The sequence below is a fragment of the Bradyrhizobium sp. 134 genome (assembly GCF_023074155.1).
In the GTDB taxonomy this organism is placed as follows: Bacteria; Pseudomonadota; Alphaproteobacteria; order Rhizobiales; family Xanthobacteraceae; genus Bradyrhizobium.
On the sequence record NZ_JADPKX010000006.1, the window covers coordinates 647,106 to 668,383 of the forward strand.

25 protein-coding genes are annotated in these 21,278 nt (G+C 63.4%); 11 read left to right on the forward strand and 14 right to left on the reverse strand.

Translation table 11 applies throughout. The features are described 5' to 3' along the window. Nucleotides 1–39: 39 nt before the first annotated feature. Genes IVA75_RS04110 through tsaA form a run of 3 tightly spaced genes read left to right on the forward strand, consistent with a single transcriptional unit; the run spans nt 40 to nt 1,650 of the window. Entirely contained in the window at nt 40–780 is a 741-nt protein-coding gene (locus tag IVA75_RS04110) for an AzlC family ABC transporter permease (protein WP_027567343.1), read from the forward strand. Then, nucleotides 777–1,127: an AzlD domain-containing protein gene (locus tag IVA75_RS04115; protein ID WP_007603256.1), complete on the forward strand. Its 351-nt coding sequence runs from the start codon at nt 777–779 to the stop codon at nt 1,125–1,127. The genes IVA75_RS04110 and IVA75_RS04115 overlap by 4 nt, the downstream gene beginning before the upstream one ends. A gap of 31 nt (nt 1,128–1,158) precedes the next feature. Next, nucleotides 1,159–1,650 (forward strand): tRNA (N6-threonylcarbamoyladenosine(37)-N6)-methyltransferase TrmO, encoded by a 492-nt coding sequence (tsaA, locus tag IVA75_RS04120; protein WP_247286852.1) that lies wholly within the window; start codon nt 1,159–1,161, stop codon nt 1,648–1,650. 109 nt (nt 1,651–1,759) lie between these two features. Here the strand turns inward: tsaA and IVA75_RS04125 are convergent, their stop codons facing one another. The 4 genes from IVA75_RS04125 to IVA75_RS04140 are packed head-to-tail and all read right to left on the reverse strand — an operon-like array spanning nt 1,760 to nt 4,756. Then, nucleotides 1,760–2,188 carry an HIT family protein gene (locus tag IVA75_RS04125; protein WP_247286850.1) on the reverse strand — a complete coding sequence of 143 codons (429 nt, stop codon included), beginning with the start codon at nt 2,186–2,188 and terminating at the stop codon, nt 1,760–1,762. A 52-nt stretch (nt 2,189–2,240) separates the two neighbouring features. Next, a complete protein-coding gene (locus IVA75_RS04130) occupies nt 2,241–3,482 on the reverse strand; it encodes a GNAT family N-acetyltransferase (RefSeq protein ID WP_247286848.1) in 1,242 nt (413 codons plus the stop codon). Nucleotides 3,483–3,536: 54 nt separating this feature from the next. Further along, nucleotides 3,537–4,283: a glycerophosphodiester phosphodiesterase gene (locus tag IVA75_RS04135; RefSeq protein ID WP_247286847.1), complete on the reverse strand. Its 747-nt coding sequence runs from the start codon at nt 4,281–4,283 to the stop codon at nt 3,537–3,539. Nucleotides 4,284–4,288: 5 nt separating this feature from the next. Continuing rightward, entirely contained in the window at nt 4,289–4,756 is a 468-nt protein-coding gene (locus IVA75_RS04140) for a RidA family protein (protein WP_007611287.1), read from the reverse strand. A gap of 234 nt (nt 4,757–4,990) precedes the next feature. On the opposite strand from IVA75_RS04140, the gene IVA75_RS04145 reads away from it, so the two are divergent. Continuing rightward, nucleotides 4,991–5,836, forward strand: a complete 846-nt coding sequence (locus IVA75_RS04145) for a cell envelope integrity EipB family protein (RefSeq protein ID WP_007611285.1) — start codon at nt 4,991–4,993, stop codon at nt 5,834–5,836. Nucleotides 5,837–5,901: 65 nt separating this feature from the next. Further along, a complete protein-coding gene (locus IVA75_RS04150; protein ID WP_247286846.1) occupies nt 5,902–6,303 on the forward strand; it encodes a RidA family protein in 402 nt (133 codons plus the stop codon). A 41-nt stretch (nt 6,304–6,344) separates the two neighbouring features. On the opposite strand, the gene IVA75_RS04155 is transcribed toward IVA75_RS04150, so the two are convergent. The 3 genes from IVA75_RS04155 to IVA75_RS04165 are packed head-to-tail and all read right to left on the reverse strand — an operon-like array spanning nt 6,345 to nt 8,349. Further along, nucleotides 6,345–6,752, reverse strand: a complete 408-nt coding sequence (locus IVA75_RS04155) for an ACT domain-containing protein (RefSeq protein WP_247286845.1) — start codon at nt 6,750–6,752, stop codon at nt 6,345–6,347. Continuing rightward, a complete protein-coding gene (locus tag IVA75_RS04160) occupies nt 6,749–8,041 on the reverse strand; it encodes a DNA polymerase IV (protein ID WP_247286844.1) in 1,293 nt (430 codons plus the stop codon). The genes IVA75_RS04155 and IVA75_RS04160 overlap by 4 nt, the downstream gene beginning before the upstream one ends. Further along, nucleotides 8,038–8,349, reverse strand: coding sequence for a DUF3572 domain-containing protein (locus IVA75_RS04165; RefSeq protein ID WP_247286843.1), 312 nt, complete (start codon nt 8,347–8,349; stop codon nt 8,038–8,040). The genes IVA75_RS04160 and IVA75_RS04165 overlap by 4 nt, the downstream gene beginning before the upstream one ends. 254 nt (nt 8,350–8,603) lie before the next feature. Here IVA75_RS04165 and IVA75_RS04170 point away from each other — a divergent pair, with 254 nt between their 5' ends. Both IVA75_RS04170 and IVA75_RS04175 read left to right on the forward strand, forming a co-directional pair. Continuing rightward, nucleotides 8,604–8,969, forward strand: coding sequence for a response regulator (locus IVA75_RS04170; protein ID WP_007603272.1), 366 nt, complete (start codon nt 8,604–8,606; stop codon nt 8,967–8,969). Between the two features lie 14 nt (nt 8,970–8,983). Continuing rightward, complete coding sequence (locus tag IVA75_RS04175; protein ID WP_027567334.1) at nt 8,984–10,357, forward strand: PleD family two-component system response regulator; 1,374 nt, start codon at nt 8,984–8,986, stop codon at nt 10,355–10,357. Nucleotides 10,358–10,643: 286 nt separating this feature from the next. Here IVA75_RS04175 and IVA75_RS04180 read toward each other — a convergent pair whose 3' ends face one another. From IVA75_RS04180 to IVA75_RS04190, 3 genes are all read right to left on the reverse strand, one after another. Next, nucleotides 10,644–10,871 carry a hypothetical protein gene (locus IVA75_RS04180; RefSeq protein ID WP_247286842.1) on the reverse strand — a complete coding sequence of 76 codons (228 nt, stop codon included), beginning with the start codon at nt 10,869–10,871 and terminating at the stop codon, nt 10,644–10,646. A gap of 302 nt (nt 10,872–11,173) precedes the next feature. Beyond that, entirely contained in the window at nt 11,174–11,845 is a 672-nt protein-coding gene (locus IVA75_RS04185) for a hypothetical protein (protein WP_247286840.1), read from the reverse strand. A gap of 49 nt (nt 11,846–11,894) precedes the next feature. Beyond that, complete coding sequence (locus tag IVA75_RS04190) at nt 11,895–12,167, reverse strand: hypothetical protein (RefSeq protein WP_247286838.1); 273 nt, start codon at nt 12,165–12,167, stop codon at nt 11,895–11,897. Between the two features lie 222 nt (nt 12,168–12,389). On the opposite strand from IVA75_RS04190, the gene IVA75_RS04195 reads away from it, so the two are divergent. Continuing rightward, a complete protein-coding gene (locus IVA75_RS04195) occupies nt 12,390–13,160 on the forward strand; it encodes an outer membrane beta-barrel protein (RefSeq protein ID WP_247286836.1) in 771 nt (256 codons plus the stop codon). Nucleotides 13,161–13,518: 358 nt separating this feature from the next. Here the strand turns inward: IVA75_RS04195 and IVA75_RS04200 are convergent, their stop codons facing one another. Then, nucleotides 13,519–14,127 (reverse strand): TetR/AcrR family transcriptional regulator, encoded by a 609-nt coding sequence (locus tag IVA75_RS04200; RefSeq protein WP_247286835.1) that lies wholly within the window; start codon nt 14,125–14,127, stop codon nt 13,519–13,521. A gap of 129 nt (nt 14,128–14,256) precedes the next feature. On the opposite strand from IVA75_RS04200, the gene IVA75_RS04205 reads away from it, so the two are divergent. Continuing rightward, a complete protein-coding gene (locus tag IVA75_RS04205) occupies nt 14,257–15,495 on the forward strand; it encodes an MFS transporter (RefSeq protein WP_247286834.1) in 1,239 nt (412 codons plus the stop codon). 104 nt (nt 15,496–15,599) lie between these two features. Here IVA75_RS04205 and IVA75_RS04210 read toward each other — a convergent pair whose 3' ends face one another. Next, nucleotides 15,600–16,517 carry an NADP-dependent oxidoreductase gene (locus tag IVA75_RS04210; protein ID WP_247286833.1) on the reverse strand — a complete coding sequence of 306 codons (918 nt, stop codon included), beginning with the start codon at nt 16,515–16,517 and terminating at the stop codon, nt 15,600–15,602. Between the two features lie 370 nt (nt 16,518–16,887). Continuing rightward, nucleotides 16,888–17,700, reverse strand: a complete 813-nt coding sequence (locus tag IVA75_RS04215) for an aminoglycoside phosphotransferase family protein (protein WP_247286832.1) — start codon at nt 17,698–17,700, stop codon at nt 16,888–16,890. A gap of 266 nt (nt 17,701–17,966) precedes the next feature. On the opposite strand from IVA75_RS04215, the gene plsY reads away from it, so the two are divergent. Then, complete coding sequence (plsY, locus tag IVA75_RS04220) at nt 17,967–18,650, forward strand: glycerol-3-phosphate 1-O-acyltransferase PlsY (RefSeq protein WP_247286831.1); 684 nt, start codon at nt 17,967–17,969, stop codon at nt 18,648–18,650. 96 nt (nt 18,651–18,746) lie between these two features. After that, nucleotides 18,747–19,181: a nuclear transport factor 2 family protein gene (locus tag IVA75_RS04225; RefSeq protein ID WP_247286830.1), complete on the forward strand. Its 435-nt coding sequence runs from the start codon at nt 18,747–18,749 to the stop codon at nt 19,179–19,181. A 52-nt stretch (nt 19,182–19,233) separates the two neighbouring features. Here IVA75_RS04225 and IVA75_RS04230 read toward each other — a convergent pair whose 3' ends face one another. Further along, complete coding sequence (locus IVA75_RS04230) at nt 19,234–20,475, reverse strand: acyltransferase (RefSeq protein ID WP_247286829.1); 1,242 nt, start codon at nt 20,473–20,475, stop codon at nt 19,234–19,236. Nucleotides 20,476–21,278 lie beyond the last annotated feature (803 nt).

Consider the following 21,278-nt stretch of genomic DNA (forward strand, 5'->3'; position numbering starts at 1 on the left):
CGTTATGCAGGCACGATTCCTCACCCGGCCAAGACTCCCGTGGCGCTTCCTCCGCTCGATTCACCTCAATGGCAAAGTCCCTGGCGCGCCTTTGCGTGGGGACTGCGCTCGATCACGCAGACGATCCTCACCCTCGTCCTGTTCGCGACCTATCTCGGCATTGGCGCGCTCGCCCACGACACCCATTTTAGCCTGCTATGGGCGCTCTGCTCGACACTGTTCGTCTGGGCGGGGCCGGCGCAGATCATCCTGATCACCACGCTCGGCTCAGGCGCGACGATCATCCAGTCGGCGATCGCAGTCACGGTCAGCGCCGTCCGCCTGTTTCCGATGGTGGTCTCGGTGCTGCCGCTGATGCGCACGCCGACGACGAAGCGGCGCGAGCTGTTTTTCGCGGCGCACCTCACCGCGGTGACACTGTGGGTCGAATGCCATCGCTTCCTGCCGCAGGTGCCGCGTGAACGCCGGATCGCATTCGTCAACGGACTTGGCTTCGGACTTGTCTCGGTGTGTCTCACCGCCAACACGGTCGGCTATTTCCTTGCCGCGAATCTGACCCAGACGCTTGGGGCGGCGATCCTTTTGCTGACGCCGCTGTCCTTCCTGTTCTCGACCGCGCGCAACAGCCGCGAGGTCGCCGACGTCGTCGCGCTCGCGATGGGGGTTCTGCTCTATCCATTGGCCGCGAAGATGAATTCCGGCCTCGACATCCTCGTCAGCGGCCTCGTGGCGGGCACCATCGCCTATGGCGTGCATTGGTGGCGGGAGGTGCGCGCATGAGCTTTGCGCAGCTCATTGGCGACTGGCACGCGCTGGCGGTGCTGTTCGTGGCCGGCGTCGTTCCCAACCAGATATGGCGCATGCTGGGCCTGTGGTTCGGCGGCGGCATCGACGAGGGCTCCGAGCTTCTGGTCTGGGTACGGGCGGTCGCCACCGCGATCCTGGCCGGCGTCATCGCCCAGATCGTGGTCGAGCCGCCCGGGGCGCTTGCGAGCGTGCCGGATGCCTTGCGCTACGGTGCGGTCGGCGCCGGCCTCGTCGTCTTCCTATTGACCCGCCGCTCGATCTTCGCGGGCGTGGTCGCGGGCGAAGTCTTCATGCTGGCCGGCAAGTGGTGGTTGGGCTAAAACCACCGGCGAACAGCAGGGAATTGGAAATATGGTTCGCGAAAACGAGCTCCGCGAGGGTGAAGTCTCCATCGAGCTGCCGCCGACGCAGGATGCCGGCCTCGTCTTCATCGGCCGCATCCGCACGCCCTGGAACTCGCGGCTGGAGACCCCGCGACAGGGCCGGCATGACGGCCCGATATGCCGCCTCGAGATCTTCGAGCCGTTCGTGCCGGCGATCAAGGGCGTCGATTTCTACGGCAATCTCGAAGTGCTCTACTGGCTCGACAAGTCGCGCCGCGACATTGTCCTGCAAAGCCCGAAGAACAACGAGAAGACGCGCGGCACGTTTTCGCTGCGCTCGCCGGTGCGCCCCAATCCGATCGGCACGTCGATAGTGACGCTCGTCGGTATCGAGGGCAACGCGATTCTGGTGCGCGGGCTCGATTGCCTCGACAACACGCCACTGATCGACATCAAGCCGGATCGTTGCGAGTTCACGCCGCTGGCCGCGCCGCAGCCGGGGGATTTCCAGACGGAGTGAAGTCTCTCCTCCGTCATTGCGAGGAGCTCTTGCGACGAAGCAATCCAGACCGCCACCACGGACACAGTCTGGATTGCTTCGCTGCGCTCGCAATGACGCGTGGAGAGCGTCAGCCCGCTTTCAACGCCGCGATCAACTTGGTCGCGTTCTCTTCCAGGACCTTGACGTCTTCCTTGCGGCTGGCGGGCGGAAGCATCGCCACGCCGTCGTGGCGCGGCATCACGTGCATGTGGAGATGAAACACCACCTGTCCGCCGGCCGCCTCGTTGAACTGCTGCACGGTGATGCCGTCGGCCTTGAATGCCGTCATCGCCGCGGCTGCGATCTTGTGCGCGCCGCGGGCGACATGCGCGTAGTCGTCCGGCTTGATGTCGAGGATGTTGCGGGCAGGGGCTTTTGGAATCACCAGGGTGTGGCCAGGTACCCGCGGCATGATATCGAGGAAGGCGAGCACGTGCTCATCCTCGTAAACCTTGTGGCAGGAGAATTCACCGCGCAGGATCTTTGCGAAGATATTGTCGGGGTCGTAGGCGGTCATGGCGGCGGCTCCCTAGAATTTTGCGATTACTGTCACCAGCCGCAGCGAACCGTCAAGGCACCTCGTCGGCGCCTTTGCGGAACGGGCCGAGCTCGGCCAGCTCACGTCCGGCTTCCGCGACATAGGCGCGCTCGCGCTTGAGGTAATCGTCGATGGCGCGGCGCAAGCCCGGATCGGCGATGAAGTGAGCGGAGTGGGTGGTCCGTGGCAGGTAGCCGCGTGCGATCTTGTGCTCGCCCTGTGCGCCCGCCTCGACATACGCCAAGCTGCGTTTGATGGCGAAGTCGATCGCCTGATAGTAGCAGACCTCGAAATGCAGGAAGGGATGATGCTCTACCGCACCCCAGTTGCGGCCGAACAGCGTGTCCGATCCGATGAAGTTGATCGCGCCCGCGATCCAGCGATCGTTGCGGCGCGCCATCACCAGCAGCACGTCATCGCTCATGGTCTCGCCGATCAGCGAAAAGAATTCCCGCGTCAGATAAGGCCGGCCCCATTTGCGTGAGCCGGTCTCCATGTAGAATTGAAAGAAGGCGTCCCAGGCATCTTCGGTGATGTCCTTGCCCGTGAGGCAGTGGATGGTGATCCCGGCAGCCAGTGCATCGCGCCGCTCGCGCTTGATTGATTTGCGGTGACGGGAGTTCAGCGTCGCCAGGAAATCGTCGAAACTCGCAAAACCCTCGTTGTGCCAATGGAACTGCTGGTCGGTGCGCTGGAGGAAGCCGTGCTCAGCCAGCAGCTTCCACTCCGCCTCGCGGGCGAAGGTGACGTGGACCGAGGAAGCCTTGCTGACGCCGCACAGCGCCACCAGCCCGCTCGCCAGTGCCTCCGTGATACGCGCGTGGTCGACGCCGTCGCGGACCAGCAGCCGCGGTCCCGTGGCCGGCGTGAAGGGAACCGAAACCTGCAGCTTCGGGTAGTAGCGCCCGCCGGCGCGCTCATAGGCATCGGCCCAGCCGCGGTCGAAGACATATTCGCCTTGCGAGTGCGATTTCAGGTAGCAAGGCACGACACCGGCGACGCGGCCGTCGATCTTAGCCACGAGATGCCGCGGTCCCCAGCCGGTGCGGATCGAGGCCGAACCCGATTTCTCAACGGCCGATAAAAACGCGTGGGAGACGAAGGGGTTATAGGCAGGCTTTGAGAGGCCGAGAGAATCGCCTGGAAGCCCGGATGAGGTTCCCTTGTCATGCCCGTTGCAAGACTTGCCGGGATTGGCGCAGGCATCCCAGTCGTCCGGCGATAATTCGCCAATGGAAGGTACGGCCTCAAGGGTGATTTCGGATGGTGCCATCGTGCCCAAGATCGTGCATTGCAGCAGCGACTGCAAGAGTGGGAAACATCAAGCCTACGGCACGAAGCCCTCGAAGATCATCTGGTCCGCATGTTGCGCGACCCGCGTCCGCTGCTCGGTCGTACGCACGGTCCACCCGAGCAGAGCGCAGCCGAACAAATTGCGGGCCATCCAGGGGGCCGGGGCGGGCAGGTCGTCGACCCTGAAGGCGACGAAGTGCGGCTGGGTCTGGAAGCCGTGGCGCAGGTACAGCATGCTATCGCGCTGCTCCTGGGTCCGGTAGGCCCAGTATTCGTCCTGATAGCTCCGCTGCGCGACGATGCCGCGGGGACGGGAGGGCAGCAGCTCGCGCAGCGCCAGCACCTGGTCCGGGTCGAAGGACATTCCGACGGCGGGGCCGTCATAGGACGCCAGCACCTCGGCCATCCGCTTCACCAGCTTGCGGTCACGATCAAAATGGCTCTTGACCTCGATCACTAGCGGCACGCGGCCGGCGACCAAGCCGCAGAGGTCGCTGAGCGACATCATCCGCTCGGCTGTGTCCTTGAACGTGAGCGCCTTCAGTTCAGTGGCGGTTTTCTCGACCAGCGGGCCGGTGGCCTCGGTAAGGCGGCCGAGCGCATGGTCGTGATGCACCATGGCCTCGCCGTCGGCGGAGAGCTGGATGTCGACCTCGATCGAGAAATTGCCCGCAATCGCAGCCTGCACCGCGCCCGGCATGTTCTCGACGATGCCGCGGGAAATGTCGTGCAGGCCGCGATGGGCGACCGGGCGGGCTGTCAGCCAATCAGGAGCGCGCATTCGCCTCAGGCGACCTCGAACACGCCTTCGACCTCGACCGCCGCATCCGCGGGCAGGGAGGCGACGCCGACGGTGGTGCGGGCATGACGGCCCTTGTCACCGAAGGCGGCGACCATCAGGTCGGAGGCGCCATTGAGGACCTTCGGCCCGTCCAGAAAGTCCGGCGCCGAGTTGATGAAGCCGCCGAGGCGCACCACGCGCACGACCTTGTCGAGGTCGCCGAGCGCCGCCTTGACCTGGGCCAGCAGGTTGACGGCGCAGCCGCGGGCGGCGGCGGCGCCGTCTTCGATGGTCACGCCGGCGCCGAGCTTGCCCTTGGCGATCAGCTTGCCGGCGGGATCGAAGCAGACCTGGCCCGAGACGAACAGCAGATTACCGGTGCGCACGAACGGCACGTAATTGGCCACGGGGGTGGGGGCCTCGTGCAGCTTGATGCCTTGTTCCGCCAGCTTCTGCTCGACCGTTCCCGCCATGTCCGACCTCGTTGTCCAAAATCCATCAGCCCCGGCGCATCCGATGCAGCCCGGGGCGGGCCCTGTTTCGCTCATCGTGCCGCCACATGCAAGCAACCCTCGGGGTGGGATTTTGTTGAGGCAGGGCAGGAGGTTCAACGCGGGGGCCGCAACTTTACGTGAAACGGCCTCAGTTGCGACGCAATGGAACGTTCATTAAAATGTCGAATCTGCGCTTTCCCCAAGGGACCAGACATGCTGCACCTTTTCCGGACTTCGCTCGGTGTGACGGCGCTCGCGGCGGCCGCTCTCGGCCCCGGAGGCGGGGCGCTGGCCGCGAACGGTCCGTTCCTCGCGCATCAGGCGCTCTATGATTTGAGCCTGGTGAAATCGCGCTCCAACTCGATCAACAGCGCGCGCGGCCGCATCCTCTACAATTTCACGGGAAGTTCGTGCGAGGGCTACACCTCCGAATTCCGCCAGGTCTCCGAACTCGACAGCGGCGAGGGCAAGGTCACGCTCAGCGACCTCCGCTCCAATTCCTGGGAAGACGCCGGCGGTAAAAGCTACCGCTTCAAGATCGAGACGCGGATGAACGAGGCTGACGCCGGCCGGGTCGACGGTTCGGCGGAGCGCGACGGCGACCACATCAATGTCAAGCTGAAGCTGCCGGCACCGAAGAGCTTTACGCTCGACGGCAAGATCGTGTTTCCGACCGAACAGATCCAGCGCATCATTGCCGCCGCGAAGGACGGCAAGTCGCTGCTCGAACTCTCCGTCTATGACGGCTCCGACGATGGCCAGAAGGTCTACAACACGCTGACCGTGATCGGCCAGCCGATCCCGGCCGAGCGCGAAGGTTCGCCCGATCCCTCAACATCCGATGAGCACATGAAGTCGCTCAAGCGCTGGCCGGTCACCGTCAGCTATTTCGACCGCGAGGCCCAGCAGAAGGAAGGCGAGCAGACGCCGGTCTACGCGATGGCGTTCGAGCTCTACGAGAACGGCGTCTCGCGCCAGCTTGTGCTCGATTACAACGATTTTGTGATTTCGGGCGCGATGGGCAAGTTCGACGCGAAGGACAGCAAGCCCTGCAATTGAGGGCTGGCCTGCAACGCGGTCTCTGGCTACGCTCCTCCCAACCACAAACATCCGGGAGGCTCACCATGCCCAAGCTCGATCATCTCCGCCCCAGCGGCCTGCATCACAATCCTGCCTATTCGCATGTCGTCACCGCCACGGGGGCGCGGACGATCTACATCTCCGGCCAGGTGTCGGTGGACGAGGAGGGGCGGATCGTCGGCGAGGGCGACATCGCCGCGCAGACCACGCAGGTGATGCAAAATCTCGGGCATGCGCTGAAAGCAGCCGGCGCGGGCTACGCCAACATCGTGAAGATCACGACCTTCGTCGTGAACTACAAGCCGGAGTTGCGCCCGATCATCGGCAAGGCCCGCACGGCCTTTTTCGAAGGCATGGCGCCGCCGGCCAGCACCCTCGTCGGCGTCTCGGCGCTCGCCGCGCCGGAATGGATGATCGAGATCGAGGCGGTGGCGGTCGCGGATTGAGATCTTTCCCGTAGCCCGGATTGCGCTGCGCTCTATCCGGGCTACGAGTGCGTAGCCTTGGACATCTCTTGCAGTAGAACCATCGCGTCGTCCGCCCTGTCAGCCGGCACAAACAGGTGATCGTGGTGGAACGCCGAAACGGCGTTCACGCTGATGCCGGCTGTGGCGAGGCGTGCCGTGATTGCGGCCAGAAAGCCCACCGCATCGAGTGCGGAGTGAACCGTCAGGGTGATCAGGCACGATGCAAACGCGTAGCGTAGTCCCGCCGCTTCGGCCTGTTCGCGAGTGATTACGAGCGTCGTTCCTTCCTGCTCGCGGAACGTCAGCAAAGGGCTGAGCGCCGCGGGGATCGACTGGTCTGTCGGGATGGTGCAGAACACGAAAATGCCCGGCCGCCGATCCGGCTTCATGTCTCTCAGCAGCGCGTCGAGATCGCGTTCGCCTGTCATGACTCCTGCGCCTTTTCCGGCCCTTCGTAGGCGATGCCGCGGATCACTGCGGCGCTGCCGAATTTCTTGCGCAAGCTGTCCACCGCGCGCTCGGCGTGGGCGGCACGGCGGTCGAGCATGTCGGTGTCGTCGGCAACCGAGCCCTCGCGCAGGGCGCTGACGCCGGCGCCCATCAGGCGAAAGGCGGTGCCGTCGATCTCTTTCGCCAGCATCTCGCGGCAGATCGAGAAGATCTTTGCGGCAAGCTGCGTCGGGGCCGTGATCGACTGCGAGCGGGTGCGCTGGCGGAAATCGGCGGTCTTCAGCTTCAGCGTGACGGTCAAGCCGGCGAGCTCGCTGCTCTTGAGGCGAGACGACGTCTTCTCGCACAGCCGCCACAGGATCTTCTCCAGCGTCGCGAAATCCCGGATGTCGGTCTCGAACGTCGTCTCGCTCGAAATCGTCTTGGCGCCCCGATCAGGCTCGACGCGGCGGTCGTCGATGCCGCGCGCGAGCCGCCACAGCCTGCGGCCGTCACTTGGAAATCGCCGCATCATCTCGATCTCGTCGGCCTTCTGCAGGTCGGCGATGATGCGGAAGCCGCGCTGCACCAGACGCTCCTGCGTTGCGGGTCCAACGCCGAAAATGAAACCGACCGGCTTGTCGGCCAGCATCTCGCGCGCTTCCTCCTGGTCGAGCGCGGCAAACCCGCGCGGCTTGTCGAGGTCGGAGGCGATCTTCGCCAGGAACTTGTTGCAGGAGAGGCCGACCGAGACGCTGATGCCGATGTCGCGCTCGATGCTGCGTGCGAACCGCGCCAGCACCTTGGCCGGGATCATGCCGTGTACACGCTCGGTGCCGGAGAGGTCGAGGAAAGCCTCGTCGATCGAGAGCGGCTCGACCAGCGGCGTCAGCGCCTGCATGGCCTGGCGCACCTCGCGCCCAACCCGGACATATTTCGCCATGTCCGGCGGGATCACGGCGGCATGCGGGCAGGCTTCCAGCGCCTTGTACATCGGCATGGCCGAGCGCACGCCATAGGTGCGCGCGATGTAGCAGGCGGCCGACACCACGCCGCGCTTGCCCCCGCCGATGATGACGGGCTTGTCGGCGATGTCGGGATTGTCGCGCTTCTCGACGGTCGCGTAGAAGGCGTCGCAGTCGATATGGGCGATGGTCAGGCTTGCGAGCGCACGGTGGCGGGCGAGGCGGGGGGAACCGCACGCGGAACAGCGCCGCACCCCCATATCCAGATCGGCCGAACGATCCCGGCAGAAGCAGCGGGGTCCGGCCGTCTCCAGGGAGGTCACGGCACGTCGCGCTCCCAATTGAAGTCGCCGAGCGCATCGCCGAGAACCTGCCGCGCTGCGGCAACGTTGGTCGGATGCAGTTCCGCAGTGCTGGCAAAGGCCTTCACGGTGGCGTCGTCGCGCATCACGAAATCGAGCACGCTGAGCAGGAAATTGGGGTCCGAGGCCGCATTGCGCAGCATCTCCGGGCCGACCCCTGTCTCGGCCAGGAACAGGCCCAGCCGCTCCGGCTCGCCCGCGACGAAAGACAGCGCCTGAAGCGCAACGATTTCAGCGACTTCGCGCGGGTTGTGAACAGGCTTTTTCACGTGGCCGGTTTGCCTTTCCGTTAACTTTCGGTGTCTACTTTGGGGTCACCATGCCCGAGTCTCGTTCCCAAGTCTCTTGCCCAAGTCTTGCGACCCCCGACAAGCAACTGGAAACCACATCGCAGAAAGTCGGCCCTCGGGTTTAACGAAACTCAAGCGAATTCGAGGCTAGTTTGAATCCAGTTTTCGAAGCGCCGGCGACCGGCGCCTGAGGCGTCACATGCATCGGTCTGCGGACCAATCAGGAGGGCGGGATGGCTAAGACCGTCCTGATCGTGGAAGACAACGAGCTCAACATGAAGCTCTTCCGCGACCTGTTGGAGGCGCACGGCTACCAGACCACCGGCACCAGCAACGGCTACGAGGCGCTCGACCTCGTTCGCAAGATGCGGCCCGACCTCGTGCTGATGGATATCCAATTGCCGCAGGTCTCGGGCCTGGAGGTGACGCGCTGGATCAAGGACGATCCGGAGCTGCGCAGCATTCCCGTCGTCGCCGTCACGGCGTTCGCGATGAAGGGCGACGAAGAGCGCATCCGCGAGGGCGGCTGCGAGGCCTATTTGTCCAAGCCGATCTCGGTCGGCAAATTCATTGAGACGGTCCGACGTTTCATCGGATAGGAAGTGAGTTCACAGTGTCCGCGCGTATTCTCGTCGTCGACGACGTCCCTGCCAACGTCAAGCTGCTCGAAGCCCGCCTGTCCGCCGAATATTTCGACGTGATGACCGCCGCCAACGGCACCGAGGCGCTGGCGATCTGCGCCCGCGCCGAATGCGACATCATCCTGCTCGACGTCATGATGCCGGACATCGACGGTTTCGAGGTCTGCCGCCGCCTCAAGACCGATCCGGCCACGCATCACATTCCCGTCGTGATGGTCACCGCGCTCGACAGCCCGGCCGACCGCAACCGCGGGCTGGAGGCCGGCGCCGACGATTTCCTGACCAAACCCGTCTCCGATGTCGTGCTGATCGCGCGCGTGCGCTCGCTGACGCGGCTGAAGATGATGACGGACGAGCTGCGCATGCGCGCCATCACCTCGCTCGAGATCGGCATGCAGGCACCCGAGCGCAGTGCAATCTCCGACACCGGCAAGGGCGGCCGCATTCTGCTGGTCGACGACCGCCAGTCTTCCTATGAGCGGCTGGCGACGATCCTCGCCGCCGAGCACACCATCGATGTCGAGCCGAACCCGACGGAGGCGCTGTTCCACGCCGCCGAGGGCAATTACGATCTGCTGATCGTCTCGCTCGACCTCAACAATTTCGACGGCCTTCGGCTGTGCAGCCAGGCGCGCTCGCTGGAGCGCACGCGGCATGTGCCGATCCTGGCGATCGCCGACCCCGAGAACTCGACGCGGCTGCTGCGTGGGCTCGAGATCGGCGTCAACGACTACCTGCTGCGTCCCATCGACAAGATCGAGCTGCTGGCGCGGGCCCGCACCCAGATCCGGCGGCGCCGCTACACCGACCATTTGCGCGACAACGTACAGAACTCGATCGAGATGGCGATCACGGACGCGCTCACCGGGCTGCACAATCGCCGCTACATGGAGAGCCATCTCGCGACGCTGGCCGAGCAGGCCGCAACGCGCGGCAAGCCGCTGGCGCTGATGATCCTGGACATCGACTACTTCAAGTCGATCAACGACAATTACGGCCACGACGCCGGCGACGACGTGCTGCGCGAATTCGCCGTGCGGGTCCGCAAGTCGATCCGCGGCATTGACCTTGCCTGCCGCTACGGCGGCGAGGAATTCGTCATCGTGATGCCGGAGACCGATCTCCATGTCGCCGGCATGGTCGCCGAGCGGCTGCGCCGCTCGATCGCCGGCGAGCCCTTTGCGATCCACAAGGGCACCAAGCGCATCGAGGTCACGATCTCGATCGGCCTGACCACGCTGGAGCAGAAGGGCGAGGCGGTTGGCGACGTGCTCAAGCGCGCCGACACCGCGCTCTACCGCGCCAAGCACGACGGCCGCAATCGCGTGGTGTCGCACGCGGCGTGAGGCCGCTCGCACCGGCCGGCGCAAAAAAAACGCGAAAACAACCCCATGCACAGTAGCCGACGCTAGTCGGATCAATGGCTTACGCGGGTGGCAAAATGGCTGATGCAGCCGCCAACGCCGTTTGACTCGTCGGGCAAAACAGGAGCATCCTGCTAGCATCCCGAACGCCCCACGAACTCAGCCGTCATTCCCCGCCACCGGGTCTCGCCTTCGGCGAGCTCGATGACAGACTCCGGCGGGGAATTCGGCACGCCGCGTCCGGACAAGCGGGCGTCCACCCTTCAAGTCAGGGAGGATACGGCTCCGACCATTCTGCCTTGGCCAGGGCCGCGCCCGTGTTGGACTTTGCGATGATCTCGTAAGTGTACAGGCCGGAATTGCAGGGGCCCCAGGTTCGTAAGCTCTCCGGCTTCACGATGTTATCTGAGGGAAATGGGATCTCCTGGCCGCCCATCTCGTAGTTCTTCTCTCTGCGAAACCTGACGACGATCGTGCGCGTGCCGGGGGGGAACACTTTTCATCTTGATTTCGGGATTTGGAAAGACGGTGGTGCAGGGCCGGAGAGGTGCAAACGCGAATTGGATATTCATCTCGTCAGCCGCGGCCGGACTACAGATGATCAGAAGTGAAAATGGCAGCAACGACGAAAATCTAATCATGGGCGCGCCCCAATAAGAAACCAGTGTATCGGCAGGGGTGCTTGATGCCAAGTTTACGCCATGTCTCGCCCTCGCAGCCCTAGGCCTTCCACTCCCTTCAGGACGTCACAGAAAAGGCCCGCCGTAGCGGGCCCTGTGGAGATGGAGAAACTCCGGGTTACTTCTGATCGACGTTGCTGGTCCCCGACCCGGGCGTGCCGATCGGCAAGCCGTTCGCCGCATGACCGACACCAACGCCCGGCGCACTGACGGCTCCTGGAGTTTGATCCTGTGGAAGCGTCTTGATCCCCGTCCTTGCTTGCTCCGCGGGGCTGATCTGAGCCTTGTTGTCGCTATTGGCACCGTTGGTTGCCGTGATGCCGGACCTGTCGGTCCCGTTTGGCGTGCCCGTCTGTGTCGACCCGGACGCGGTGCCGCCCGTGCCCGAGCTGGCCGGTGCGGCCGGTGTGCTCGCGGTATTCCCGTTCGGCGTCGGGGGCTGAACGTTCGGATTGGTTGGAGAGTTGTTGGTGTGAGCCCCGGTTGAGGTTCCGTTTGTGCCCATGCCGGATGGCGCCGAGGGGCCTCCACTGACGGCGCCAGACGTGCCAGTGCCTGCGCTTGAGCTGGCAGATGATCCGGACGCGCCGCCGCTCGCGGCCGCGCCACCCGCGCCTCCGCCGGCACCACCACCACCACCTCCGCCGCCGCCGCCTTGGGCGAAGACGGGAGCGGCAACAGCGAAGGACAGCGCGGCTGTAAGAAGAAGCGATTTTCGGTTCATGACCTTCTCCGGTGTAAAGAAGGTCAACGACGCCGAAATGACGATGGTTCCTTTCAGTTCGGTCATGCAGGTGACCGCTCCCGGTTTGCCGAGAGCGGCTGTTTCGTATGGCTTGTCAGGCAGCCTTTTCCTTGAGTTCGAAGTCCATGGTCCAGGTCGATTTTCCCGGCTGCGTGCGGAATATCCATATCGTCACGCTCGAACCGGGCGGGATGACGATGCTGTCCCCTTCATGCATCGTGAACTGCCGGATGTTGCTTTCGGTCGCCCAAATTGAATGAGAATAAACGTCCTTGTCGCTGGTCTTTGTGCAGGCCAGAACTCCTCCGTTCATAACGGCGCGGATGGCGGTCTGGCTGACGGAGGAGTCCATGTGGATGGTCGTCATCGTGGCAATCTCCGTTTCGGATGCACTAGACCAGCCGGTATGCACCCAAGCGGAGTTTTGGTTCCGCGCGATTGCTGACCAAGTGGGAGGTTTCTGGCCCTTTTTTGGAAGCCGGTGTTGCAAGCCGACTACAGCAACCGAGGAGCGAATGCCGTAGCTTGCAATCGGCAGGTGGGCGAACGCACCGATTCATTGAACTCATTTTCCTGGGGAGACACTCGTATGAAAAGGCTTCTAGCGGCGGCGGCCGGGATACTCGTTCTGGGTCTGTCAGCTCCGGCGAGCGCGGCCGATCTGGCGGCCCGTCCGTACACCAAGGCGCCTCCGATGGCGGTTGCGATGTATGACTGGAGCGGCTTTTACATTGGCGCTAACGGCGGTTGGGGTACGAGCCGCAAGTGCTGGGATATGACCCAGTTCGGTGCATTTGCGGTTGTTCCTGCCGGGGCGGAAGGCTGCCACGATGCATCTGGCGGCACGGTCGGCGGTCAAATCGGCTACCGTTGGCAGACTGGACCTTACGTTTTCGGCCTTGAAGCACAGGGAAACTGGGCAGACTTCAACGGATCGAACTCCAGCACCTTCATCATCGCCCGGAACCAATCCAAGATCGACGCTTTCGGCCTCTTCACCGGACAAGTCGGTTATTCCTGGAACAATGCGCTACTTTACGTGAAGGGCGGCGCGGCCGTCACCCGCGACAAGTACACAGGTCGAACCATTCCCGGCGACCTGGCCTTCGATTCAGCTACGGAGACCCGCTGGGGCGGCACCGTCGGCGTTGGTTTGGAGTACGGCTTCGCATCGAACTGGTCAGTCGGCGTGGAGTACAATCACATGTTCATGGGTGACCGCGATGTAACGATGTCGTCGACAGGTCTGCTGGTTCCGGCGGGGACCCTCGTCCGGGTTGATCGCATCAGCCAAGACGTCGACGTGGTCACGGCGCGCCTCAACTACCGCTTCGGTGGCCCGGCCGCCGCGAGGTATTGAGCTTCGCTTTCTTTCAGCACTAGAATACGCAGAAGCCGGCCTTGCGCCGGCTTCTTTGCGTGTTCTGTTGTTCACTAACACCGCTTTACCCCGACGCAAGAGTGAAGACCCTCAAACTCAACACACCCGCGTTGGTCGAGAGACACCCCGGAGAGGTTTTCTGGCGGAGGTCCCCCTGGCGGTTTCTGGACCTACGAGAGAAGGGCTGAGCGAAGTCAGCTTCTGGTTCAAAAGCGGACTAAGAGTTCGCTCTCTTCAAGGGATCGAAGGTGAAGCACGGCAAACGGACGTTGGGGTACGTGCTTGCCTGATCAGACTTCTTGCGGCGAGCGAACCGGGTTATGATCTTGCAGCTGCTTCAGGGATGCCGAGCCGGCCGCCTGCCTGGCTTCACCGCAGCCTCATCTCCCACATCCACCCCGGCATTCCGCAGCAACACTGTCGCCGCTTCCTTCGCGGCACGCGCCATTGCGGGGTCGTCGCGGACGAGGTCCTGCGCGATTGAGCCGTCGACCAGCAGCACGAGCTGCGTTGCGAGTGTTTCCGCGTTCGCAACGCCGAGCTCGTTGAGGCGGTCGCGAAACCAGACGCGGCGGCTTTCCTTGAAGGCGATGGCGATCTTCTTCACGGCGCGGTCCGCTGGGCCAAGTTCGGCGACCGCATTCACGAACGGGCAGCCGCGAAAGTCTTTTGCGGCGAAGCGGCGCTCCAGCGAATCGAAGGTGGCGAGGATCTGCTCGGCCGCGGGCTTGTCCGAGGGGCGGGGCTGCACGAAGCGGCGGTCCAGATAAGCCGCGATCAGCGCGTCCTTGGAGGGGAAGTGGTTGTAGAGCGTGCGTTTGGAGATGCCGATCTCGGCCGCGATGGTGTCGACCCCGATGGCGCGAATGCCCTGCAGATAGAACAACTTGTCGGCGGTCTCGAGGATCCGCTCTTTCATCGTCTGTGGGGCGGGCGGGGGAGCCATGCGGCGGTGAATGTCCTGTTCGCTTGACAGCGCACGCTAACCATAGCCTAAGTACACAGGTCTGTGTAATCAAAATCAACCGATATTGCAGACGACGGCGCTCGCGCCGCGCCGTTGAGGGAGACGAAAATGCCCCTGTTGCAGGTCCTGCGCCCGACATTGCCCATCCTGATCGGCGCCTCGATCATGCTGACGCTGAGCATGGGGCTGCGGCAGAGCCTCGGCATCTTCATGCAGCCGCTGACCCACGACATCCATCTTTCGATCTCCGACTTCACGCTGGCGCTGGCCGTGCAAAACCTCGCCTGGGGCTTTCTCCAGCCGCTCGCCGGCGCGATGACCACGCGCTACGGCTTCCGTCCCATCATGATTGCAGGCTCATTCATGTACATCGCGGGCCTGGTGCTGATGGCAACCGCGAACGGTCTCGTCGCCATCATGATCGGCGCCGGCGTGCTGATCGGCACTTCGCTCGCCTGCACCGCGGCGGCGATCGCGATGTCGGTGGCGGCGCGCGCGGTACCCGCGACGGTGCGTTCCACCGTGCTTGGCATCGTCTCCGGCGCGGGCTCGCTCGGCGCGTTGTTATCGGCGCCGCTCGGGCAGATGCTCAACGAGGGCTTTGGCTGGCGCGTCGGGCTCGCCGGCTTCGTCGTGATGTCGGTGCTGATGATCCCGGCGGCCTGGTATGCAGGGCGCGTTGACGCGGTCCCGCTGCCGAAGCCCGCGACTGACGAGATCGTCGATGCCACGGCCATGACCGCGGCGAAGACCGCCTTCGGCAATGCGTCGTTCGTGGTGATGACCTGCGCCTATCTCGTCTGCGGCATGCAGCTTGTGTTCCTCACCACGCACCTGCCGTCCTATCTCGCGATCTGCGGCCTCGATCCGATGCTGAGCGCGCAGACGCTCGGCATGATCGGCGGCTTCAACGTGCTCGGCTCGCTGTTCTTCGGCTGGGCTGGCCAGCGCTGGAACAAGCTCGCGCTGCTCGGCGGCATCTACGTCCTGCGCTCGCTGGCGCTGGCCTGGTATTTCATGCTGCCGGCAACGCCTGCCTCGACGCTGCTGTTCGGCGCGATCATGGGCTTCTTGTGGATGGGCGTGGGCCCGCTGGTCGCGGGCGCCGTCGCCGAGATGTTCGGCCTGCGCTGGCAGGCGATGATCCAGGGCCTCGCCTTCATGAGCCACCAGATCGGCAGCTTTCTCGGCGCGTACGGAGGAGGGCTGCTCTACGACGCGCTCGGCTCGTACACGATGGCCTGGCGCATCGGCGTCGCGCTGGGGCTGGCTGGCGGCATCATCCAGGTCGCCTTCGCGCTGATCCGGCCGTCGCAGCCGTCGGCGCCGGTGTTGCGGACGGCGTAGGCTGGGCGTGTCCTCATGGGTGTCCGCTTTGAAGTTTACAGCGGACGCCGCGCTGCTTGGCCGTGACCGCCGGGCAGCTGCGTGCATCAATGGGCGTGCGTCTCTCAGGGACGAATGTGGATAATCGTATTCCCCTTGCGTCGCTTGGTCGGATTTAATGCGGCGACGGCATCGTCGAGGGTCGAGACGTTGCCGATATTCGTCCGCAGGCGTCCGTCCCGCACCCGCTGGACGATCTCACTCAGTTGGGCACGATCGGACTCGACGACGAAGTCGACCGCCAGGCCATCGGAGGGCCGCGTCTCGGCCGGCCCCACGATCGTCACCAGTGTTCCTCCGGCTCGGATCAGTGCTGCGGATCGCTTCTGGATGTCACCGCCGATGACATCGAACACCAGATCGACTTTGCCCACGTCCTTCAGGGTGTCGTTGTCGAGATCGACGAACTCCTTCGCGCCGAAGTCGAGCACTGTCTGACGGTCGGCGGCGCGTCCAGAGCCGATGACGTAGGCGCCGGCCTCTCGTGCGAGTTGCGTCACCATCGACCCGACTGCGCCGGCCGCGCCGTGTGCGAGGACGCTTTGCCCCGCCTGAAGACGGCCGTGTTGGAACAGCCCTTGCCAGGCCGTCAGGCCCGAGATCGGCAGACTCGCACCCACGGTAAAGTCGACGTCGCCCGGCAGCGGTGCAAGGTTGCGTGCCTCGATCGCCACATACTCGGCCAGTGTGCCGTCTCGATACCAGTCCGCGAGGCCGAACACCCGCTGTCCGACTGACAGCCCCGTCGTGCCATATCCGAGGGCGGAGACCACTCCGGCCAGCTCGTGCCCAAGGATCGACGGTGTTCGGTCACGTTCGAGGCGATCGGTCCAGGTCGACGGCCACGCCAGCTCAGTCGGTACGAATCCCGACGCATGAACCTGAACGACGACGTCGTTTATCGCTGCCTGCGGCTCGGGTCTGTCCATGAGCTTCATCCCGGCCGTTCCTGCGGCCTGGTCCGTTACGACGATCGCCTTCATGGGAATTATCTCCTCTGTCATTTGTCTCTTGGTCGAATAATGCAGCGAGCGTGGACGCACCGGCTATCCACAGAATGCCAGGCCGTGTGGAACTCCTGTCTCCGTGTCCGCAATCTCCGCTGTCCGCATTGACCGGGGCTCCCACTCATCCTGATGGATCGGGATCGCTCCGATCGCTGGTGTCAGCGAATAGATGCGTTGCGCCCGGCTATAAAACAGTACCAAGAATGTCGATTTTGGCTGTACCAAGCGCGACGGCCGCCTCCCGATGCAACTCGATTGTGCCAAACGGGCTCCATTGGCTGCCGAGATTTGCTCGGTAATCGAGAGCGCCTTGAGAGGGCGAGCAGGAATCCAGGTTGCGGACGGTTCAGTCTTTCGCGCGCAGCCCCGCTTCGATGCGCTGGATCAGTTGCTCCCGCAGCGCAGGCACCACGTTTCCGAGGACGACGAAGGTGCGGACGATAGGCAAATACGGCTCCATTGCCGCCGTCAGCTCCGCCAGAGACATGCCGGCCAGCCGCGCATATTCGGATTGCGCCGCCGCATTGGTCGCGCGCGGCCGCTCCGGATTATCGGCTAGTTCCGGTGCGAGCTCGGACAGGATGACATGCAAGAACCCAAGATCGAGGGCGGCGGGCCCGCGCATCGCGAAAGTCCAGTCGACAAGCTTTGGGCCTTCCGCCGTCATGATCACGTTGCCGGGGCTAAGGTCGCAATGGCAAAGCCCGTCGCCGGTCGGCAGGCGATCGATCAGGGCGAGGATATCGGCGGCGATGTGCTTCGGGACCTTGCCGTCGTCGTGCCGCAACTCGCTCTCCATATACGCGCGCACGGAGAGGAGCTCCGGCGGCGCGGACGTCTTGTGAAGAGTCATGGCCAGAGCCGCGACGATCGCGCCCGCCTGTTCGAAAGTCACCGCGCCGGTCCGCGAGAGATGCCACAGGGTTGGTCCGTCGAGGCGCTCCAGCACGATGCCGAAGCGCCCGTCCAGCGTCACCTCGCCGAACACCGCCGGCACCGGGACGCCGGCGGCCCGCACGGCGCGGATCATGCGTACCTCATGCCGGCCGAGCAGATGAGAGACGCCGGCCTTGAATAGCTTCACGACCTGACCGGGCGCCCAGGCGTAGGCTTCGGAGAAGGCGCCTTCACCGATCTTTTCCCCCAGCGATCCCTGCATGCCCGTTCTCCACCGTGCAGATGAAACACCGGCGGCGAGAAAAAAGGAACCATCCTGTCGCGCGGGCAGCCGGACATTATGATCGCGTTTCGACCTGTAGATACCGTCGATCGCGTTCGCGCTGATCCGGCCGTTGCAGCCGCCGGCGCCAATGTTGCGGACGGCGTAGGGAAGCGGGTGCTCACGAGCGTCCGCGGCGCTTCAGACCCATAGCGGTCAGACGAAGTCGGGGATAAAACAGCGTTCAGGAAACGGGACATAAACCCATGGCGTTTTGGACAGCGGGCGCGGTTGGGTTGTTGATCGCCTATCTGCTCGGCTCGATCCCCACGGGGTATCTGGCGGGGAAACTGCTCAGGGGTATCGACATCCGAAGGCATGGCTCCAAGTCCACCGGGGCAACGAATGTCTTGCGCACTCTCGGCAAATGGCCTGCCTTGTTCGTGCTCGTCGGCGATGTGCTGAAGGGCGTGGGTGCCATCATTGTTGCGCGCTCGTTCTGTCCCTGGCTCTATGCAGAATTATCCTCGTCGCCGACAGCTTCTGATCTGCAGCTGTGGGTGCCATGGGCTGTTTGTCTGGCTGGAATTGCCGTGCTGTTGGGACATAGCCGATCGATCTGGCTGAACTTCACGGGCGGCAAGTCGGCTGCCGCCGGAGTCGGTGTGTTGCTGGCGATGTCCTGGCCCGTTGGATTGGGGGCTGCAGCCGCCTTTGGCTTCGTGCTGGCTATCACCCGGATCGTTTCCTTGAGCTCGATGCTCGCGGCGTTGACGGCAATCGTTCTTGTCTGCGCGGTCGAGCACCCATTGCCGTACCGGTTGCTGGTGATCGGAGGCGGCCTCTACGTGATCATCCGCCATCGTGCGAACATCCAAAGACTTTTGGCGGGAACGGAGCCGCGCCTGATTCGAAATGGCCAGAGTGCGAAAGCGGAGGCGCAAGTTTAGCACGGGACTGGGCCACCTATTGAGGTGCCGCAACACTCGGTTGTCGAACAGACCTGAGCGATTTCAATTCACAATAGTGAACCCAACGGAGGGAACATGGCCTTCAGATCAGCGAGTTTTATGCTCTGCCTGCTGTTCGCCATTCCGCGCATGACGATTGCGGGAGAGACGCTTGACGCTGCCGCCATGGACGAGATGCACAAGCATTTTTCAGAAGCGTATAATCGCGGTGACCTCAACAGTATGGCCGCAACATTTACGGAGAACGCTGTGCGGGTGACACCCAGCGGTATCTTTCAGGGCAGGGATGCCATTCGCCGGAGTTTCAGCGACGCCCTCAAGCTCGGACTGCATGACTATTCGGTTCAACGAACCGTCTCTCGCCCCGAGGGCGCCTTCGTCTTCAACGCCGGGACATGGGAGGCCAAGATGGGAGACCGTCCGTTTCACGGTTATTACTCATCCATACTCACCAGCGAAAATGGACAACTGAGGATCATCGAAGAAACGGTGGCGGTCGCAGCGCCCTGATCGTGGGTCGTGCTGTGTTGCTGTCTGCGTCCAAACTCTGCGCAGCAGCGTTTCACGCTGCAGCGCGTCCGTGATACGAGAGGGAACGTGCGGGACGCAGGCGCAGCCCTCGAGCGAATGCCGGGCGCCTCGACGTCGGCTGTCTTTCCGGCAGCTTTCCGAAATGGGAAAGGGTTTGCATCAGCGCGGATCTGACGGCGGGCTCGATCTTCGCGCAAATGAGCCAGCAGACCAGAACAAGCAGGCCCAGCGCGATCCAGACGGCCGAGGTGGCATCCCAGCCGGCATCGACCAGGGCACGAATGATCGCGGTGCCGATGACGTTATGCGTGAGATAGAGCGGATAGGTGATCAGTCCGAGCGTTCTCAAATAGGCTGGTGTTTCAGGAGAAGCTTTGCCCGCAGAGCGCCTGCTCCGCTTCGCGGCGATGGCAATGAGGAGCACTGCCGCAGCCCAGACCATGATCGGCACGAGAGCCGATTGATCCGAGATGGCGGGGATGGACGTCAAGAAGAACGAGGCGAAGAAGTAGATTTCCGCCGCGCCCGAAAGACACGTGATGGCAATTGCGACCTGTTCGAGCGCCGTCAATTGTCTGTTCGCGGAGATGAACAGCCAGATCCCCAGCGCAAAGAAGCAGCCATGCGTCAGCAGGAATGCCGCGCACGGCACCCGAAACATCAGAATGACGAGATAAGGCAAGTCGGATGGCGTCGTGCATGACAGCACGAGTAGCGCGACGGCATTGAAGATTGCGCTGTAGATGGTGAGACCCCAGGCGAGGTGCCGCAGGGTGACCTTCTTGGTGAGCATCGCGCAGAACACGAGACCATAAAATGCCGTCTCGGCTGCCAGGGTCCAGTAGACCTCGTCAAGCCACTGACCTGTGACTCCCTTGGGGACCATCAGCATGGCGTGGATGTAGGGCAGAATGAGTTCGGATGCCGGTCCGCTCCCGAAGAGGAGCAGAATGAGGAAGGTCGCGGTGGCGCAAACCCAGACCGCGGGATAAATCCTGAGGGCGCGACCAAGAAGAAATCCGCCCGGCGACGACGTGCTCGCGGAATTCGCGATGACAAAGCCGGAAATGACAAAGAAGATTTCGACCCCGACCCAGCCGAACCACGTGTAGGGCGCGGCGGACGGGTAGAGAACATCGGCGGCGACAGTGCGCTCGAAACCGGGGACGCCGATCGAGGTCCAGGCCCAGGACCAGAACATCTGGTGAAACATGGCGACGCCGAGGGCGGCGGCGAAGCGCAGCGGATCTAGCAACGGCAAATGGCTCTTCACGGGAATGGACCAGGTTCATGCAACGATCCCGCTGGAGATATCGGAGGTGGTGAAGGCGCTCTGCGAGGTGCGTCACACTTGGTCCGTCGTGGTCGAAATGCGCAGGATCTTTGGGTTAGTCACGTAACCCTGCTCTCATGCCCGGACGCAACGCCACGCGCTGCGTCCGGGTCTGGACACGAGTGAGCTGAAGCTCGATCGCAACAGAAGGACTGCGGAGAGGATGGACTAACGCGTGCGTGCTGATCGCTTGAGATCGGCGACCTTAAACCTGTTGCCGGCGGCCAGGCTGCTGCACAACCAGTGGGCCTTGTTTCGGTTGTCGCCCAGGAACGTCCTGGTGTCGACGCAATCCAGGTAGGATTTGTGGGTGATGGTGTCGCGGCAGGTTGGCGAGAAAGGACCGTAGTCTATGTTGCCGCCTGACTCGCTGCATCCAACCCACGGATCCTTGCCGCTTGGGAAGCTTGATGCACAGCCTCCGTTGCAACTGCTGGCGACTTTCTCCAGGCCGGCAATCCTCCCCATCACAGAACCCGGCGCATACGCAGGTGTGAGCGCGGCTGACGTTTGAGCTGTTGAGGTAGTCCGACGAGGGGAAATTGTGTTTGCTCCTCGCTCCGACACGTGTGGCCTTGCCACCTGTTTCGGCGCGTCGACCGTGACGGGGGGAATCGTGGCGGCGGAGCCGGTTGGGATTTGCGACGCTGCCGGCGCGCACAGCAAGATTGTTGACAAGGCAGCGATGGTTGAAGGCACGACAAGGCTTGATGAGAATCTCATGACCATGTCCTTCCAAAGCC

What these genes read in the sequence shown, in the direction of transcription:
- IVA75_RS04195 (WP_247286836.1), top strand. Translation starts at nt 12,390, where the DNA reads ATGAAAAGGCTTCTAGCGGCGGCGGCCGGGATACTCGTTCTGGGTCTG.
- IVA75_RS04205 (WP_247286834.1), top strand. Translation starts at nt 14,257, where the DNA reads ATGCCCCTGTTGCAGGTCCTGCGCCCGACATTGCCCATCCTGATCGGC.
- IVA75_RS04215 (WP_247286832.1), bottom strand. Translation starts at nt 17,700, where the DNA reads ATGCAGGGATCGCTGGGGGAAAAGATCGGTGAAGGCGCCTTCTCCGAA.
- IVA75_RS04125 (WP_247286850.1), bottom strand. Translation starts at nt 2,188, where the DNA reads ATGACCGCCTACGACCCCGACAATATCTTCGCAAAGATCCTGCGCGGT.
- IVA75_RS04145 (WP_007611285.1), top strand. Translation starts at nt 4,991, where the DNA reads ATGCTGCACCTTTTCCGGACTTCGCTCGGTGTGACGGCGCTCGCGGCG.
- IVA75_RS04135 (WP_247286847.1), bottom strand. Translation starts at nt 4,283, where the DNA reads ATGCGCGCTCCTGATTGGCTGACAGCCCGCCCGGTCGCCCATCGCGGC.
- plsY (WP_247286831.1), top strand. Translation starts at nt 17,967, where the DNA reads ATGGCGTTTTGGACAGCGGGCGCGGTTGGGTTGTTGATCGCCTATCTG.
- IVA75_RS04185 (WP_247286840.1), bottom strand. Translation starts at nt 11,845, where the DNA reads ATGACCGAACTGAAAGGAACCATCGTCATTTCGGCGTCGTTGACCTTC.
- IVA75_RS04150 (WP_247286846.1), top strand. Translation starts at nt 5,902, where the DNA reads ATGCCCAAGCTCGATCATCTCCGCCCCAGCGGCCTGCATCACAATCCT.
- IVA75_RS04140 (WP_007611287.1), bottom strand. Translation starts at nt 4,756, where the DNA reads ATGGCGGGAACGGTCGAGCAGAAGCTGGCGGAACAAGGCATCAAGCTG.
- IVA75_RS04115 (WP_007603256.1), top strand. Translation starts at nt 777, where the DNA reads ATGAGCTTTGCGCAGCTCATTGGCGACTGGCACGCGCTGGCGGTGCTG.
- IVA75_RS04225 (WP_247286830.1), top strand. Translation starts at nt 18,747, where the DNA reads ATGGCCTTCAGATCAGCGAGTTTTATGCTCTGCCTGCTGTTCGCCATT.
- IVA75_RS04190 (WP_247286838.1), bottom strand. Translation starts at nt 12,167, where the DNA reads ATGACGACCATCCACATGGACTCCTCCGTCAGCCAGACCGCCATCCGC.
- IVA75_RS04170 (WP_007603272.1), top strand. Translation starts at nt 8,604, where the DNA reads ATGGCTAAGACCGTCCTGATCGTGGAAGACAACGAGCTCAACATGAAG.
- IVA75_RS04130 (WP_247286848.1), bottom strand. Translation starts at nt 3,482, where the DNA reads ATGGCACCATCCGAAATCACCCTTGAGGCCGTACCTTCCATTGGCGAA.
- IVA75_RS04155 (WP_247286845.1), bottom strand. Translation starts at nt 6,752, where the DNA reads ATGACAGGCGAACGCGATCTCGACGCGCTGCTGAGAGACATGAAGCCG.
- tsaA (WP_247286852.1), top strand. Translation starts at nt 1,159, where the DNA reads ATGGTTCGCGAAAACGAGCTCCGCGAGGGTGAAGTCTCCATCGAGCTG.
- IVA75_RS04210 (WP_247286833.1), bottom strand. Translation starts at nt 16,517, where the DNA reads ATGAAGGCGATCGTCGTAACGGACCAGGCCGCAGGAACGGCCGGGATG.
- IVA75_RS04200 (WP_247286835.1), bottom strand. Translation starts at nt 14,127, where the DNA reads ATGGCTCCCCCGCCCGCCCCACAGACGATGAAAGAGCGGATCCTCGAG.